Origin of the sequence: Streptosporangium sp. NPDC005286, assembly GCF_040607515.1 — a bacterium.
Lineage (GTDB): Bacteria > Actinomycetota > Actinomycetes > Streptosporangiales > Streptosporangiaceae > Streptosporangium.
In genome coordinates this window covers 1-14,819 of record NZ_JBEXGU010000013.1, presented here as the reverse complement: position 1 = coordinate 14,819, position 14,819 = coordinate 1, and the positions used below count along the sequence as shown (strand labels likewise).

The window sequence follows — 14,819 nt, the reverse complement described above, 5'->3', positions numbered from 1 at the left end:
TGCGCGGATCTGCGAGGCGCCGATGACCCACACCGTGCTTGTCACCGGGGTCTCGCGCCACATCGGCGCCCGAGTGGCGAGCGTTCTCGCGGATGACCCGGATATCGACCGGGTCATCGGAGTGGATACGGTGCCGCCGCCCTCGCTGTCAGGTGATGGCGGCGTACCTCTCGGCCGGACGGAGTTCGTCCGCGTCGATCTGCGCAGTCCCGACATCGCGCAGGTGATCGCGGCCGCCGACATCGACACCGTCGTTCACATGAGCCTGGTGAGCGCTCCTCCCCGGAGCGGTGGCCGGGCACTCATGAAGGAGCACAACGTCATCGGCACCATGCAGTTGCTCGGTGCCTGTCAGCGGTCCGCGACGGTCCGCCGTGTCGTCGTGCGCTCCACCACCGCCGTCTATGGTTCCTCCCCGCACGATCCCGCGGTCTTCACCGAGAACGCCGAGCCGGCCGAGCCGCCGAGCCACGGCTATGCCAAGGACGCCTCCGAGGTGGAGGGCTATGTTCGGGGCTTTGCCAGGCGGCGCCGCGACATGGTCGTGTCGACGCTCAGGTTCGCCAACTTCATGGGTCCCGGCGTCGACTCCCCACTGACGCGTTACTTCGCCCAGCCCGTCCTGCCGACCGTGTTCGGGTTCGACCCGCGGCTGCAGTTCGTTCACGAGGACGACGCGGTCGAGGTGCTGCGGCGGATGGCGATGGAGGACCACCCCGGCACGTTCAACGTGGCCGGGGACGGCGTGCTGCTCCTGTCGCAGTGCGCGCGCAGGGTGGGCCTGCTTTCGCTTCCGATGCCCTCTCCCGTCTTCGGTCTCATGGGCGACCTCGCCCGCGGTGCGGGGCTGGTCGACTTCTCCCCCGAGCAACTCCGCCTGATGTGTCACGGCCGGGTGGTCGACACCACCCTGCTGTCCGCGGCTCTCGGCTGGAAGCCGAAGTTCTCCACCGCCACCGCCTTCGAGGATTTCATCCGCGCGCGGGATCTGGCCGGTGGCCTTCCCGCCGCCATGATGGGCATGTTGTCCCGGGCGGTGACGGAATGACCGAGACGGCAGGGGAGAGCCGGGAGGCCGAGGTGATTCCCATCACCCGCGCCCGCACCTTTGGCGAGCCTGTCTCCGAGGAGACGCCGGACGAGCCTTTCCCCGGGCCGCCGGCGGGCGGAGGCGACGATCAGAGGCTGGCCGAACTGCTCGCCTTCCTGCGGCGCCGGGTGACCGGAGAGTACGAGGTCGACGAGTTCGGGTTCGATCCCGAGCTCACCGACCGGGTGCTGCTGGAGCTGATCCGCCCGCTGTACCGCCACTGGTTTCGCACCGAGACCGTCGGCCTGCACAACGTGCCCGGCGACTCCGGCGCCCTGGTCGTGGCCAACCACTCGGGCACCATCCCGCTTGACGGGCTCATGCTGCAGGTGGCCCTGCACGACGAACATCCCGCGCGCCGCGCGCTCCGTCTGCTGGGGGCCGACCTGGTCTACCGGCTCCCGGTGCTCGGGCATCTGTCCCGTAAGACCGGCCACACCCTCGCCTGCCGCGAGGACGCCGACCGGCTGCTCCGCAAGGGCGAACTCGTCGGCGTCTTTCCCGAGGGGTTCAAGGGGGTCGGCAAGCCGTTCTCCGATCGCTACCGGTTGCAGCGCTTCGGGCGGGGCGGCTTCGTCGCCTCCGCCATCCGCGCGGGCGTGCCGATCGTTCCCTGCGCCATCGTGGGCGCCGAGGAGATCTACCCCAAGATCGGTGACCTGCGTCTCCTGGCCAGGGTGTTCGGCCTTCCCTACCTGCCGGTCACGCCGCTGTTCCCCTGGTTCGGGCTCCTCGGGCTGGTCCCGCTCCCGTCCAAGTGGATGATCAGCTTCGGTGAGCCGATCCGTACCGACGAGTTCGACCCGGCCGACGCCGACGACCCGATGCTGGTCCTCAACCTCACGGACCAGGTCCGTGAGACCATCCAGCAGCAGCTGGACGAGCTCCGGCTCCAGCGCGGCCACGCGTTCCCGCCCCTCTTCTGAGGTTCTCCGGCCTCCCGCCGATCCGGATGGAGACCTGTCGCGCGAGCGCGCGCCCGGCGGACAAGCGGGGGCGGTTTTTATTAGTCACAGCGTCTAACAACGAGTGCTTTCTGTCGGTATGGTGTGCTCAACATCGATCTTCCGGATCAAGGGAGTGGTCATGGGCGCAGGCCGTACCGCGACAGGGGCCGCCATCGCCGGGCTGGCCGTGGGGGCGGTACTGGGAGTCGCCGTACGGCGGCGCAGGGCGTACGCGGGCACGGTGCTCGGCGGGCACCGCGGCCGGTCGGCCACCGTCACCACCGGTGACGGCGTGCGGCTCGCGGTCGACATCGAGGAGGCCGGGGCGCCCGAGCTGGCTGTGATCTTCACGCACGGCTGGGTGATGAACAGGCACTGCTGGCACTTCCAGCGCGAGGCGCTCGCCGGCCGGGCCACCCTGATCTTCTACGACCAGCGCGGGCACGGCGCCTCCTCGGCGGGTGCCCTCGACGCCTGCACCGTCGACCAGCTTGGTGACGACCTCGCCGCGGTGATCGAGGCCACCGTGCCCGAGGGGTTGCCGGTGGTCCTCGCCGGCCACTCCATGGGCGGTATGACGGTCATGGCGTTCGCCGGGCGGCATCCGGAGACGTTCGCCGCCAGGGTGGCGGGAGTGGCCCTGCTGAGCACGTCGTCCGGGCAGCTGAACGGCAGCACGTTCGGGCTCCCCGGGCCGATCGGGCGGCTCGCCCCGCGCGTCACGCCCCTCATGTTCGAACGCATGCTGGCCAGGGGCACGCTCATCGACCGCGGCGTGGCCCTCAAATCTCGCACCAACCTGCCGATGACCCGGTACGTCGCCTTCGGGCCCCGCGCCCCGCGCGAGCACGTGCGCTTCGTCAACGACATGGCCGCGGCCACCCCGACGGAGGTCATGGTCGGCTTCTTTCGTGACTTCCTCATCCACGACAAGCTGGCCGCGCTGGCCGCGTTCGGCGGGGTCGAGACGCTTGTCATGGTCGGGGACCGCGACCGTCTCACTCCACCGGTGCACAGCAGGCGCATCGCCGAGGCCCTGCCGGGCGCCAGGCTGGTCGTGTTCCCCGAGGCCGGCCACATGATCGGCCTGGAACGCCCGGAGGCCGTCAACCGGGAACTGTCCGCGTTGCTGGACCGGATCACGGCCGCCGGTACGGCAGGCTGACCGGAGCCGCGCCAGGCCGTCCTGCGGGCGCCGGAGCGGCGGGTGGGTCAGCCGCCGGAACGGTAGTGCCGGCGCAGGGCGATGGCGGCGGCGATGCTCCCCGCGAGGGCCCCGGCGCCCGCCGCGATGGGCAGGCCGATCAAGGTCGCCTTGCGGCCCGTGCGGAAGTCCTTTATCTCCCAGCCGTTCTCCCTGGCGAAGTCGCGCAACTCGGCGTCGGGGTTGATCGCGGTGGCGTGGCCGACCAGGGAGAGCAGCGGCAGGTCGTTCGCCGAGTCGCTGTAGGCGGAGCAGCGGGTCAGATCGAGACCCTCCCTGCGGGCCAGAGCCCTGACGGCCTCCGCCTTGGCCGGGCCGTGGAGCAGGTCGCCGACCAGGCGGCCGGTGTAGACGCCGTTCTCGGTCTCAGCGACGGTGCCGAGGGCACCGGTCAGGCCGAGGCGCTGGGCGATCACGCGGGCCAGCTCCACCGGGGTCGCGGTGACCAGCCAGACTCGCTGGCCGGCGTCGAGGTGTGCCTGCGCGATGGCGCGGGTGCCCGCCCAGATGCGGTCGGCCATCACCTCGTCGTAGATCTCCTCACCGAGCCGGATGATCTCCTCGACCTTGCTGCCCGCCACGAACGCCAGCGCGGTCTCCCTGGCCTCTGCGATGTGGGCCGGGTTCTCGTCGCCGCGGACCCGGAAGACAGCCTGGCCGAGCGCGAACCTGAACAGGTCCTTGCTGGTGAACAGGCCCCGGGAGGCGAGGCCCCGGGCGAAGTGGTAGATGGACGCGCCGCGCATCATGGTGTTGTCGACGTCGAAGAAGGCGGCGGCCACCGGGTCGGGTTCGGCCATCGGCATCGCCACGGCGGCCGCGGCCGCGACCTCCCCGGCCGCCTGCTCCCCGACCGTCGCCGTTTCGCCCCGTCGTCGTAGTAGCCGCCTCATAGCACCTCAGCTTAACCGGGACACGGGGGGTAGATCGGTAGCCGCCGTGTTAGCCAAATGTGACGTCTCGCTGTCATACGGCATGGCACGACCTGGACGGAACAGGCTAATCGGGTGGGGCCAGACCGTCGATGTAGTTGAGGTAGACGTGGGCCTTGATCTGATCCTCGGCATCCATCTTGGGGATCATCCCACTGATCTGGGTGCGCTGTTTCTGGACGAAGAGCTTGAGCTCCCTGGCGTTCGCGGCGTCACGGCGCCGGACCTGCCTGAGGGAGGTCACCGCGGAGCGAGTGGTGTCCTCCATCGCCTGGAGGGTCTCCCCGATCATGTCCTCGCGCTCGCCGGAGCCCAGGAGTTCCTCGACCTCGCGGGCGCGGGTCTCCGCGTAGCCGAAGGAGCGGTCGGCCCGCTCGGCCTCGTCGGTGCTCAGGTGGAACAGCGTCCTCTCGGCGGCGCGCTTGAGCGGGTAGAAGGTGTCACCGGGCATCGACCGGGAGGTCCATATACCGGAGGTGACCATCGCGGCCACCAGGACGACGCTCAGCAGCTGCGTGAACAGCCCCGTACGAGGTCTGCGCCGGGAGTGGCGCGGGCCGGTCTGCGGCCGCTCCGCGAGGTCCTCTCCGGGAGGGGGCTGGGTGAGCTGCTCGCGGAGCCTGGCGTGGAACTCGGGACGGGGGGTGGCCGCCATGCGGTTACCGAGGCGCGACACGCGGTTTTGGATGTGAGCCTGCGATCTCCGTGAGATTCCGGGCAGCCACTTCCCCATGAACGCTCCCTGCCGCCCCCAGCTCATGATCCATCGGTGTCACTTGCCTAACGACGACTCCGCACGTCAGGTTACGCGCCGCACCGGCATCGGCATGGTGAACAATCCTCTTGCGCCCGGCCGGACGCGGGATTCTTCCCGCAGGCTCCCCCGGGTGGGGTCCTTTGGGGCGGGGTAAGGGGCGCGGACGCGGCGTCAGCCCAGATCCGAGGGGAGCGCGCGGGCCAGGGAGCGGATCGCGCGGAACTGCAGCGCCTTGATCGCGCCGCTCTTCTTGCCCATGATGAGCGCGGTCTCCGCCAGCGACATACCGTGCAGGAAGCGCAGCACCACGCACTCCTGCTGCTCGGGGCCCAGGTCGCGGACGGCGCTGAGCACCCGGTCGCTGATCATCGAGATGACGACGGCGTTCTCCGGGATGTGCGGGCCGTCGAGCGGGGTGTCGATCACCTCGGCCGTTGTGACCTCAAGACGGTACCTGCCGGACTTGAAGTGATCGGTGATCAGGTTCCTCGCGATGGTCACGAGCCAGGCCCCGAAATCACGCCCTTGCCACGTGAAGTCAGTGATCCGGCGGAGCGCGCGGAGAAAGGTCTCGCTCGTGAGATCCTCGGCCAGCGGGTGTGAGCCGACCCGGAAATAGACATAGCGGTAGACCAGGGTGAGGTAGCGATCATAGAGCGTGCCAAAAGCATCCGTGTCTCCGGTTTTGGCACGCAAAACGAGCCTCCGGAGTTCTTCGGAGGCGTCCTCACGCAGAGTGAGGTCGTTACTGCGGACGGGCTGGGCCATCCCGACGGTCGTGGGGAGGTGCCCGGCGAGCGGCCACGTTTCAGGCATCCGGTATCCCTGAGGGGAAGGGGGTACGGCGTGCCTGATCACTCTAGGAAACCAAGCGGTAATTCCACAATCCACTTCGAAGCGCCGTGACTGGGGGTAATCACCAGATACGGTGTTGGGTCGGTTGTTTCATGCCGACTCCGGGAGCCGACCGAGGGTTCGGCTACCGGTTAGGGGGTAATGTCCGGCAGCATTGGAGACACCATGGAAGTCCTCGTCGCTGTCATCGCCTTCGCCGGTGCATTGCTCGCCGTCATCGCCACCGGTGCTCTCATCAGCCGTCTTCGCAGTGAGCCCAAGGGCTGGCTGATCGCCTGGAGCATCACGACGGCGTCTCTCTCCGTCTCACTCGGAGTAATCGCCATCGGCTACATAACTGGGTTCGGGGCAGGAACATTTCGTGTTTATCAACTGACCGGATCCATGCTGGCGCCCCTGTGGCTGGCTGTTGGAGCCATCCAACTGCTGGCCCGTAAGGGCACGGCCAGGTTCGCCTCATGGCTCCTGGGGATCGCACTCACCGTCATCGCGACGGTGATCCTGGCGGTCGACCCGGTCCTGCAGGACAAGGACTTCGCCAAGGTCCTCCCGCTGGGTAGCCACCACTGGGACCTGCCGTCGAAATACCTGCTGCTTGTCGTCCACGTGATCGTCGCGATCGTGCTGCTGGCCGGACTGCTGCTCGCGGTCGTGCGCTGGCGCGGCGGCGACGACTACGACGCCGACAACATGCACGCGCTCCTGGTGCTCGGCCCCACCGGTCTCGCGCTGGTGGGAGCCGTCAGCTTCGCGGTGCCCGGAATGTTCACCGCGCTGCTGCTCCTCGTCACCGCCGCCGCCGTCTGGTACGCCTTGCTCCGTCCGCTCGCGCCCTACGAGGACGACGACGAGGAGGCCGAGGACGACGACTGGGAGAAGCGCCTCCCGACACTCCGGCCCCCCGAGTACCAACCCCGCGACGTGCAGGTCGCCGGACGCAGGATGTCCCAGGAGGCCCCTGGCGGCCGGACCCTGGCCGAGGAGCCTCCCCGCCGCTCCGGGCTCGGCGACCTCGTCGCCGAGTACCGCGCGGGCGACCAGGAGGTCGACTACGCGGCGCGCATGGGGCAGCAGCCTCCGCCGGGCGACGACAGGTTCGGCGGACCCGCCACCGGGATGTTCATGGCGGGTGAGTACGGCATGCCCTCCCCCGACCAGCCGTTCGGCGGCGACCTCGGCAGACGGGGTGGCGCCCCCGGGGGACAGCCGCCGGTCACCGGTCAGTTCGGCATGCCGTCCGGGGGGCCGGCGACCGGCGAGTACGACATTCCGGCCCACGAGTTCGGCAGGCACGGGGCTCCCGGTCCCGGCAGGCAGTCCGGCCCGGGCACCGGTGAGTTCGGCCGGCCCGGGGGGCCAGGGGGGGCTGCCGGGCCCGCCACCGGTGAGTTCGGCAGGCCGGGCAGTCTCCAGCCGATGCCCGCCGACCAGGCGTTCGGCGGCGCGCCCTCCCTGGGCATGGACCAGGGGCGAGGCGGTTTTCCCGGCTATGACCAGGCATTCGGCGCCGCCCCCGCAAGCGGCGCCATGTACCCGGGTGGACCGGGCGGGGCGGGTGACCTGCCGGGCGGCTCGGGCCGTCCCTCACCGAGCATCTTCGGCATGCTGACCGTCTTCACCCTCCTCGACGGCACCGGCGAGAGGTTCGACCGGCTCGCCGAGGAGACCGTCGAGGCGGTACGCCGATCCGAGCCGGACACGCTCATCTACGCCTGCCACTCGGTGAAGTCGGCGCCGCTCCAGCGCATCGTCTACGAGATCTACCGTGACGAGGTCGCCTACAGCGACCATCAACGCCAGCCGCACACGGAGCGCTTCGTCACCGAGCGCCAGCCGATGGTGCTCGCCACCAACGTCATCGAGCTCACCATGAACGCCGCGAAGGTGATGCCGCTCCCGACGGCCTTCAGGCCGTGACCACGGCGCGCGGGCGGTGGTCGTCCGCGCGCCGGATCAGGCGAGACGTCTCAGGCGCCGAGGGCGGCGCGGAGGCGGTTCTCGTCGACGCGCCAGAAGTCGTGCTGCACGCCGTCGACGAAGGTGACCGGGATCATCTCCCAGTACCGTGCCTGATCCTCCGCTGAGGCCGTGATGTCGCGTTCCTCCCACGGGACGCCGAGTTCGGCGGCGACCCGTTCGATCACTGCCCGCGCGTCGTCGCACAGGTGGCAACCGGGCTTGCCGAGCAGGGTGATGCGGTGGTCTCGGGGTGACATGACCGCCACGGTAGCCGAGTCAGGGCGCCACGCCGGACTGCCCGCCGGCCTGCCTGGTGGGCGGTGGGCGGTCCGGTGACGGCCCTCGGGGGACCTGCCGGAGGCGCAGGTCAGGGCCCAGATGAGGGGGTCGGACCACGAACCGGCGGAGGGGGTGGCCAAGATTGTGAACACTCACTTTGTGCACCGGTTCACAAAAGGACTAACCTGAATGACAGTGGCCTCACCTCGTCATCCGTCGCGTCCGGGCCGCGCCGGTCGCCTGTCCCCCTGGAGCTCCGGCACGTGATCCGCCGTCTGTCCCAAGCCCGCGAACGCGGCATACCCGAGGCGACCGTCGCCCGGCTGCCGCTCTATCTGCGAGCGCTGAACGGCATGGCCGAGCGTGGCCTGGCGACCGTGAGCTCGGAGGACCTGGCCGTCGCGGCCGGCGTCAACTCCGCCAAGCTTCGCAAGGACCTCTCCCACCTCGGGTCGTACGGCACCCGAGGGGTCGGCTACGACGTCGAATATCTGATCTACCAGATCTCCCGTGAGCTGGGCCTCACCCAGGACTGGGCCGTTGCCATCGTCGGAGTGGGTAACCTCGGTCGTGCGCTCGCCAATTACGGCGGGTTCGTCTCCCGAGGATTCAGGGTCGCGGCGCTGCTCGACGCGGACCCCGAAGTGGTGGGCGACCACATCGCTGGATTGAATGTGGAGCACATCGACGAGCTGGAAGCCGTGATACGACGGCGGGGAGTGTCGATCGTGGTGCTTGCGACACCGGCCGTGGCGGCCCAGCAGGTGGCCGACCGGGTCGTTGCCGCGGGGGTCACCAGCATCCTGAACTTTGCCCCCGTTGTACTTTCTGTTCCAGAAGGTGTCGATATCCGTAAAGTCGACCTATCGATTGAACTACAGATCCTTGCGTTCCACGAGCAACGTAAGACGGATCGGACGAGTGGGGGGCCCGCGATGGCCGAGGAGTGGCCCGAGGCGGTGGACTTGTGAGGAAGCACCGCACACGAACTGACCGGCACACACTCTTCAGGCCTTCCCGGGCGACCACGATGAGCATGATCACTACGACGCGTACCACGAACATGGAGACGACGGGGGCGGACCGAGCCCTCTCGGGGAAGGCGGTGGAGGGTCGGTGAGCGTTCTCGTCGTCGGCCTGAGCCACCGCACGGCCCCGGTGGCCCTGCTGGAACGGGTCTCCGTCTCCGGTGACTCGCTGGTGAAGCTGCTCCAGGACGTCCACCGGGATGTCCACGTCGTCGAGGCCATGGTCGTCTCGACCTGCAACCGGGTCGAGGTCTACGTCGAGGTCGACCGGTTCCACGCCGCGGTGACGTCGATCTCCTGGCTGCTCAGCACCCATTCCGGCGTCCCCATGGACGAGCTGGCCGCCCACCTCTACGTGCACTACGAGGATCGCGCGATCGAGCACCTGTTCTCGGTCGGTTCGGGCCTCGACTCGATGGTCCTGGGCGAGGGACAGATCCTCGGCCAGGTGCGTTCGGCGCTCAGGCTGGCCCAGGAGGAGGGCACGCTCGGCCCGACGCTCAACGAGCTCGTCCAGCAGGCACTGCGGGTGGGCAAGCGCTCGCACACCGAGACCGGCATCGACCGGGCCGGCGCCTCCCTCGTCGGAGTCGGGCTCACGCTCGCCGAGCGGGCCCTCGGTCCCCTTGAGGGGATGCGGGCCCTGGTGGTCGGCGCGGGCTCGATGAGCGCCCTGTCGGCCGCGACCCTGCAGCGGGCGGGCCTCACCGACATCGTGGTGGTCAACCGGACCCACGAGCGCGCGGTGCGGCTGGCGCAGACGGTCGGCGGCCGGGCCGCCGAGTTCGGCGATCTGGAGAGGGAGCTGGCCAGGGCCGACCTGGTCATCTCCTGCACCGGCGCCACCGACGTGGTCGTCACCGCCGACATGGTGACTCCGCACCGGATGTTCATACTGGACCTGGCCCTGCCGCACGACGTCGACCTCGCCGTACGGCGGTTGCCCGGCGTGACGCTGGTCGACCTGGAGTCCATGCAGGAGAGCGGGGCCGACGCCGGCACCGACGACGGTGGCCGGGCCGAGGCCGTGGCCTCCGTGCGCGGCATCGTCGCCGAGGAGGTCGCCGCCTACCTGTCGGCCGAGCGCGCCGCGCGCGTCACGCCGACCGTGGTGGCGCTGCGGAGCAAGGCGGCGCAGGTGGTCGAGACGGAGCTCGAACGGTTTGCCGCACGGCTTCCCGAACTCGACGGACGAGTCAGGGCCGAGGTCACCCAGACCGTCAGGCGGGTGGTCGACAAGCTACTCCACGAGCCCACAGTGCGTGTCAAGCAGCTGGCGGAGTCTCCGGCGGGCGATCATTATGCGGAAGCACTCCGCGAACTGTTCAATCTTGACCCGAAGGTGCCCGAAGCGGTGCGGCGTATCGAGACGATCGACGTCGAGCAGGGTAGGAACACCGAGCCGAGCAAGAAGGAGGCAGGCTTGTGAGCAGCATTTCTCCTCCGCTCCGGCTGGGAACGAGGCGGAGCGTCATGGCGACCACGCAGTCGGGCCTGGTCGCCGACCGCCTCACCGAGCTGACCGGAAGGGCCGTCGAGCTCGTCGGCGTCGTCACCTTCGGCGACGTGACCAAGGGCGACCTCACGCAGCTCGGCGGTACGGGCGTCTTCGTCAGCGCGCTCCGTGACGAGCTGATCGAGGGCTCGATCGACTTCGCGGTGCACTCGCTGAAGGACCTGCCCACCACGCCCGACCCGCGCGTGGTCATCGCGGCGATCCCGCCGCGCGACGACCCCAGGGACGCCCTGGTGAGCGCCGCCAAGCTGGCCGACCTGCCGTCCGGAGCGAAGATCGGCACGGGCTCCCCGCGCAGGATCGCCCAGCTTCGAATGATCCGTCCTGATCTCGACTATGTGCCCATCCGGGGCAACGCCGACACCCGGATCGGCAAGGTGACCTCGGGTGAGCTGCAGGGGGTCGTGCTCGCCGCCGCCGGGCTCGGCAGGCTGGGCCGCGAGGCCGAGATCTCCCAGATCTTCGAGGTCGAGGAGATACTCCCCGCCCCCGGTCAGGGAGCGCTGGCCGTGGAGTGCCGCTCCGACAGAGCCGACATGATCGAGCTGCTGAGCGTGCTCGACGACGCGCGTACCCGCGCCGAGGTCACCGCCGAGCGCGCGGTGCTCAATGCCCTGGAGGCGGGGTGCGCCGCCCCGCTGGGCACGTACGCGGCCGAGCACGGGCACGATCTGTTTTTGACCGCCGCTGCCGTCGCCGTCGACGGCAGGCGGGCGGTGCGCAAGTCCGCCGCCGGGAGCTCTTCTGCGCCCATGGATCTCGGTCGCGACCTCGCGGCCGAGATGATCGCCGAAGGGGCCGGCACGTTGATAGGGGAGCAAGCACATTGAGCTCCGGAAGTACCACCTTCGAGCATCCGTCCGGGTTCGTCGCCTTTGTCGGCGCGGGGCCCGGCGATGAGGGGTTGCTCACGCTACGCGGTGCCGATCTGCTCTCCAGAGCGGACATCGTCATCCTCGACCAGGAGGCGTACGGCTCGTTGCTACGTCACTGCCGCGAGGGCGTCGAGATCGTCGGCACGGCAGAGGAGGGCGCCGTCTCGCTGAAGGCCGTCAAGGCAGCCAAGGGCGGCAGCTGCGTCGTGCGGCTGTGCGCGGGCGACCCGATGTTCTTCTCCTCGATCACCGAGGAGGTCGCGGCCTGCGCCAAGGCGGAGGTGGACTTCGAGATCGTGCCCGGCGTGCCCCCGGCCACGGCGGTGCTCACCTATGCCGGGATCCCGGCCGCGGTGTCGGTGCCCGAGTTCCGGGTGGTGGACGCGACCCAGATCAAGGACTGGTCCGCCTACGCCGCGGGAGCGGGCACTCTGGTGATCTACAACGGCGTCGCCGAGGCCGTTCCGATCGGCAAGGCGCTGATCGCGGCGGGCCGTCCCGACTCGACGCCGGTGGCGATCAGCAGCGCGGGTACCACGACCGAGCAGCACACCGTGGTGACCACGCTGGGCCGGATCGGGCCCGATCTCAAGCACGCCGGGATGGTCGAGCCCGCGCTGATCGTGGTCGGGGAGGCCGTCGGCATGCGCGACCGGCTGTCCTGGTTCGAGACCAAACCGCTGTTCGGCTGGCGGGTGCTGGTGCCCAGGACCAAGGAGCAGTCGGCCGGCCTGGTCGACCAGCTGCGTTCGTACGGCGCGGTGCCCGAGGAGGTCCCCACGATCTCCGTCGAGCCGCCGCGCACCCCGCAGCAGATGGATCGGGCGATCAAGGGCCTGGTCACTGGACGCTACGAGTGGGTGGCCTTCACCAGCGCGAACGCGGTCAAGGCGGTGCGCGAGAAGTTCGAGGAGTACGGCCTGGACGCCCGCGCGTTCGCCGGGCTCAAGGTCGCGGCCGTGGGCGAGAGCACCGCGCGGGCCCTGGTGGAGTTCGGCGTCAGGCCCGATCTGATGCCGTCCGGCGAGCAGTCGTCGGAGGGCCTGCTGGTCGAGTGGCCTCCGTACGACTCGATGCTCGACCCGATCAACCGGGTGCTGCTGCCGCGTGCCGACATCGCGACCGAGACGCTGGTGGCCGGGCTGATCGAGCTCGGCTGGGAATGCGACGACGTGACGGCCTACCGGACCGTCCGCGCCGCGCCGCCGCCCGCCCCCACCCGCGAGGCGATCAAGGGCGGTGGGTTCGACGCGGTGCTGTTCACCTCGTCGAGCACCGTCCGCAACCTGGTCGGCATCGCGGGCAAGCCGCACAACGTCACGGTCATCGCCGTGATCGGCCCGCAGACCGCCAAGACCGCGGAGGAATTCGGGCTCAGGGTCGACGTCATGGCCGACAAACCTTCGACTTCCGCCCTCGCGGCGGCGCTGGCGGAGTACGGTGCCAAGCAGCGGCAGGCCGCGGTCATGGCGGGGGACGTTCCCCGCAGGCCCTCGCAGACCCGAAGAGGGGCCCGGCGCCGCGCCAAGTAACCTTGAACAAGGCGGCTGCCCGCGCGAAAAGGGCGGGCAGGCCGTGCTCGACGGTCCCGCGCGAGCGCGCCGGGCCGTGACCGGCGGCGCCCCGGCAGGCGGTGCGTCGCCACAGGTGGTGGGGCGTGGCGACCGGAGTGCCGCGGAACGCGGTGCGTGATGTGCGGTGCCGGGCGGCGCGCCATGAGACAGCGGCGCGTCGCGGCGAGCGGTGAGCCGGCACACACATCGAGCTTCTCCGGCCCGCAGTCCCCTACCGGCCGGGGGAAGGGGGAGACACCATGACGGCCCAGTTCCCTGTCGCACGCCCGCGAAGGCTCCGCCGCACGGCACCGATGCGCCGGATGGTGGCCGGCACCCGGCTGCACCCGGCGGAACTGGTGCTGCCGATGTTCGTGAAGGAGGACATCGACCAGCCGAACCCGATCGGCTCGATGCCCGGGGTGTTCCAGCACACCCGCGACTCGCTGCGCAAGGCCGCCCACGAGGCGGCCGAGGCAGGGGTGGGCGGGCTGATCCTGTTCGGCATCCCCGCGGTGAAGGACGGCAGGGGGTCGGCGGCCGACGACCCGGAGGGGATCGTCCAGCGAGCCGTCGCCGATCTGGTCTCCGACGTGGGTGACACGATGGTCGTGATGACCGACACCTGCCTGGACGAGTTCACCGACCACGGGCACTGCGGCATCCTGACCGCTGAGGGGGAGGTCGACAACGACGCCACCCTGGAGCGCTACGCGGCCGCGGCGGTGGCCCAGGCACGGGCCGGATCGCAGGTGATCGCACCGAGCGGCATGATGGACGGCCAGGTGGCGGCGATCAGGGCGGCCCTGGACGGTGACGGCTTCGAGCAGGTCCCGATCCTCGCGTACTCGGCCAAGTACGCCTCGGCGTTCTACGGCCCGTTCCGCGAGGCGGCCGAGTGCGCTCCGCAGTTCGGCGACCGCAACGCCTACCAGCAGGACGCGGCGGGACCGGTCGGGGAGGCGCTGCGCGAGGTGCGGCTGGACCTCGACGAGGGCGCCGACGCCGTCATGGTCAAGCCGGCCCTGGCCTACCTCGACATCCTGCGCCAGGTGCGCGACGCCGTGCACGTGCCGGTGGCGGCGTACCAGGTCAGCGGCGAGTACGCCATGGTCGAGGCCGCCGCCGCGAACGGCTGGATCGACCGGGATCGGGTGATCATGGAGTCGCTGGTCGCGATCCGCAGGGCGGGGGCCGACATGATCCTCACCTACTGGGCGACCGAGGTCGCCGCGAAGCTGAGATGAGATCGGCGGCACGTACCGAGAACTGGAGGTTCGTCGCTTGCTGGAGATACGTGTGCGTTAGAGTGCGATAACCGGTGCGGATGTGTCCCAGGTGGCGTAGACCCTGGGGGGTTTGACGTTCCCACTGACCAGAGTGTGGACAGGTCGTCGCATCCGGGTGGCACGCGGGATGCGCGGACGACGGAGGACACAATGGTCGGGGTACCGATGGTTCGTCGAAACAGACGACATGGCCATCCGAAGCAGATGATCAGTTCTGTGCTGGAGTACGCCGCGCTGGGCTGGGCGAGCTGTCTGGGCGCGCGGCCGCTGAGAGGCGGTTCGCGCTCCTGCTCCTGCGACCGCGTCGGCTGTCCCGACCCGGGATGCCACCCTCTCTCGGTGGCCTGGCAGATGCAGGCCACCACCGACCCCACCCTGCTGACCAACTGGTGGCGGTACGAACCCGAGGCGAATGTGATTCTCCCCACGGGGCGGGTGTTCGACGTGTTCGACGTACCGCTCGCCGCGGGGCGCACCGCCCTCGCGAACATGGACTCCGCCGGAGCAGCCCAGGGCCCGGTCGCCGTCAACGGCG

The 14,819-nt window shown here is 69.8% G+C and carries 14 protein-coding genes; 10 read left to right on the top strand and 4 right to left on the bottom strand.

The window, feature by feature from the left end; genetic code table 11:
* Positions 1-22: 22 nt before the first annotated feature.
* From ABZU75_RS07495 to ABZU75_RS07485, 3 genes are all read left to right on the top strand, one after another.
* Complete coding sequence (locus tag ABZU75_RS07495; protein WP_355550540.1) at positions 23-1,048, top strand: NAD-dependent epimerase/dehydratase family protein; 1,026 nt, start codon at positions 23-25, stop codon at positions 1,046-1,048.
* Positions 1,045-2,016 (top strand): lysophospholipid acyltransferase family protein, encoded by a 972-nt coding sequence (locus ABZU75_RS07490; protein WP_355550538.1) that lies wholly within the window; start codon positions 1,045-1,047, stop codon positions 2,014-2,016. Before ABZU75_RS07495 ends, ABZU75_RS07490 begins: the two co-directional genes overlap by 4 nt.
* A 160-nt stretch (positions 2,017-2,176) precedes the next feature.
* Positions 2,177-3,202, top strand: a complete 1,026-nt coding sequence (locus ABZU75_RS07485) for an alpha/beta hydrolase (protein WP_355550536.1) — start codon at positions 2,177-2,179, stop codon at positions 3,200-3,202.
* A gap of 47 nt (positions 3,203-3,249) precedes the next feature.
* Here ABZU75_RS07485 and ABZU75_RS07480 read toward each other — a convergent pair whose 3' ends face one another.
* The 3 genes from ABZU75_RS07480 to ABZU75_RS07470 all read right to left on the bottom strand — a co-directional run bounded on the left by ABZU75_RS07480 (position 3,250) and on the right by ABZU75_RS07470 (position 5,746).
* On the bottom strand, positions 3,250-4,134 hold the full coding sequence (locus ABZU75_RS07480) for an HAD-IB family hydrolase (protein WP_355550534.1): 885 nt from the start codon (positions 4,132-4,134) through the stop codon (positions 3,250-3,252).
* Between the two features lie 106 nt (positions 4,135-4,240).
* Positions 4,241-4,849 (bottom strand): DUF5667 domain-containing protein, encoded by a 609-nt coding sequence (locus ABZU75_RS07475; protein ID WP_355550532.1) that lies wholly within the window; start codon positions 4,847-4,849, stop codon positions 4,241-4,243.
* A gap of 252 nt (positions 4,850-5,101) precedes the next feature.
* Positions 5,102-5,746, bottom strand: coding sequence for a sigma-70 family RNA polymerase sigma factor (locus tag ABZU75_RS07470; protein ID WP_051752836.1), 645 nt, complete (start codon positions 5,744-5,746; stop codon positions 5,102-5,104).
* A 204-nt stretch (positions 5,747-5,950) separates the two neighbouring features.
* On the opposite strand from ABZU75_RS07470, the gene ABZU75_RS07465 reads away from it, so the two are divergent.
* The gene (locus ABZU75_RS07465) at positions 5,951-7,702 is read left to right on the top strand and encodes an antibiotic biosynthesis monooxygenase (RefSeq protein ID WP_355550530.1); all 1,752 of its coding nucleotides are present in this window, start codon (positions 5,951-5,953) and stop codon (positions 7,700-7,702) included.
* Positions 7,703-7,752: 50 nt separating this feature from the next.
* Here the strand turns inward: ABZU75_RS07465 and ABZU75_RS07460 are convergent, their stop codons facing one another.
* Positions 7,753-8,001 (bottom strand): glutaredoxin family protein, encoded by a 249-nt coding sequence (locus tag ABZU75_RS07460; RefSeq protein ID WP_350918561.1) that lies wholly within the window; start codon positions 7,999-8,001, stop codon positions 7,753-7,755.
* 285 nt (positions 8,002-8,286) lie between these two features.
* On the opposite strand from ABZU75_RS07460, the gene ABZU75_RS07455 reads away from it, so the two are divergent.
* The 6 genes from ABZU75_RS07455 to ABZU75_RS07430 form a co-directional block, all read left to right on the top strand.
* Positions 8,287-8,994, top strand: a complete 708-nt coding sequence (locus ABZU75_RS07455) for a redox-sensing transcriptional repressor Rex (RefSeq protein ID WP_355550527.1) — start codon at positions 8,287-8,289, stop codon at positions 8,992-8,994.
* 145 nt (positions 8,995-9,139) lie between these two features.
* Entirely contained in the window at positions 9,140-10,480 is a 1,341-nt protein-coding gene (locus tag ABZU75_RS07450) for a glutamyl-tRNA reductase (protein ID WP_355550525.1), read from the top strand.
* On the top strand, positions 10,477-11,397 hold the full coding sequence (gene hemC, locus ABZU75_RS07445) for a hydroxymethylbilane synthase (protein WP_355550523.1): 921 nt from the start codon (positions 10,477-10,479) through the stop codon (positions 11,395-11,397). Before ABZU75_RS07450 ends, hemC begins: the two co-directional genes overlap by 4 nt.
* A complete protein-coding gene (locus ABZU75_RS07440; RefSeq protein ID WP_350959166.1) occupies positions 11,394-12,974 on the top strand; it encodes a bifunctional uroporphyrinogen-III C-methyltransferase/uroporphyrinogen-III synthase in 1,581 nt (526 codons plus the stop codon). Before hemC ends, ABZU75_RS07440 begins: the two co-directional genes overlap by 4 nt.
* A gap of 281 nt (positions 12,975-13,255) precedes the next feature.
* Positions 13,256-14,242: a porphobilinogen synthase gene (gene hemB / locus ABZU75_RS07435; protein ID WP_350918546.1), complete on the top strand. Its 987-nt coding sequence runs from the start codon at positions 13,256-13,258 to the stop codon at positions 14,240-14,242.
* 246 nt (positions 14,243-14,488) lie between these two features.
* Positions 14,489-14,819, top strand: a 331-nt coding sequence (locus tag ABZU75_RS07430; protein ID WP_355550519.1) for a bifunctional DNA primase/polymerase, incomplete at its 3' end; no start/stop codon positions are given.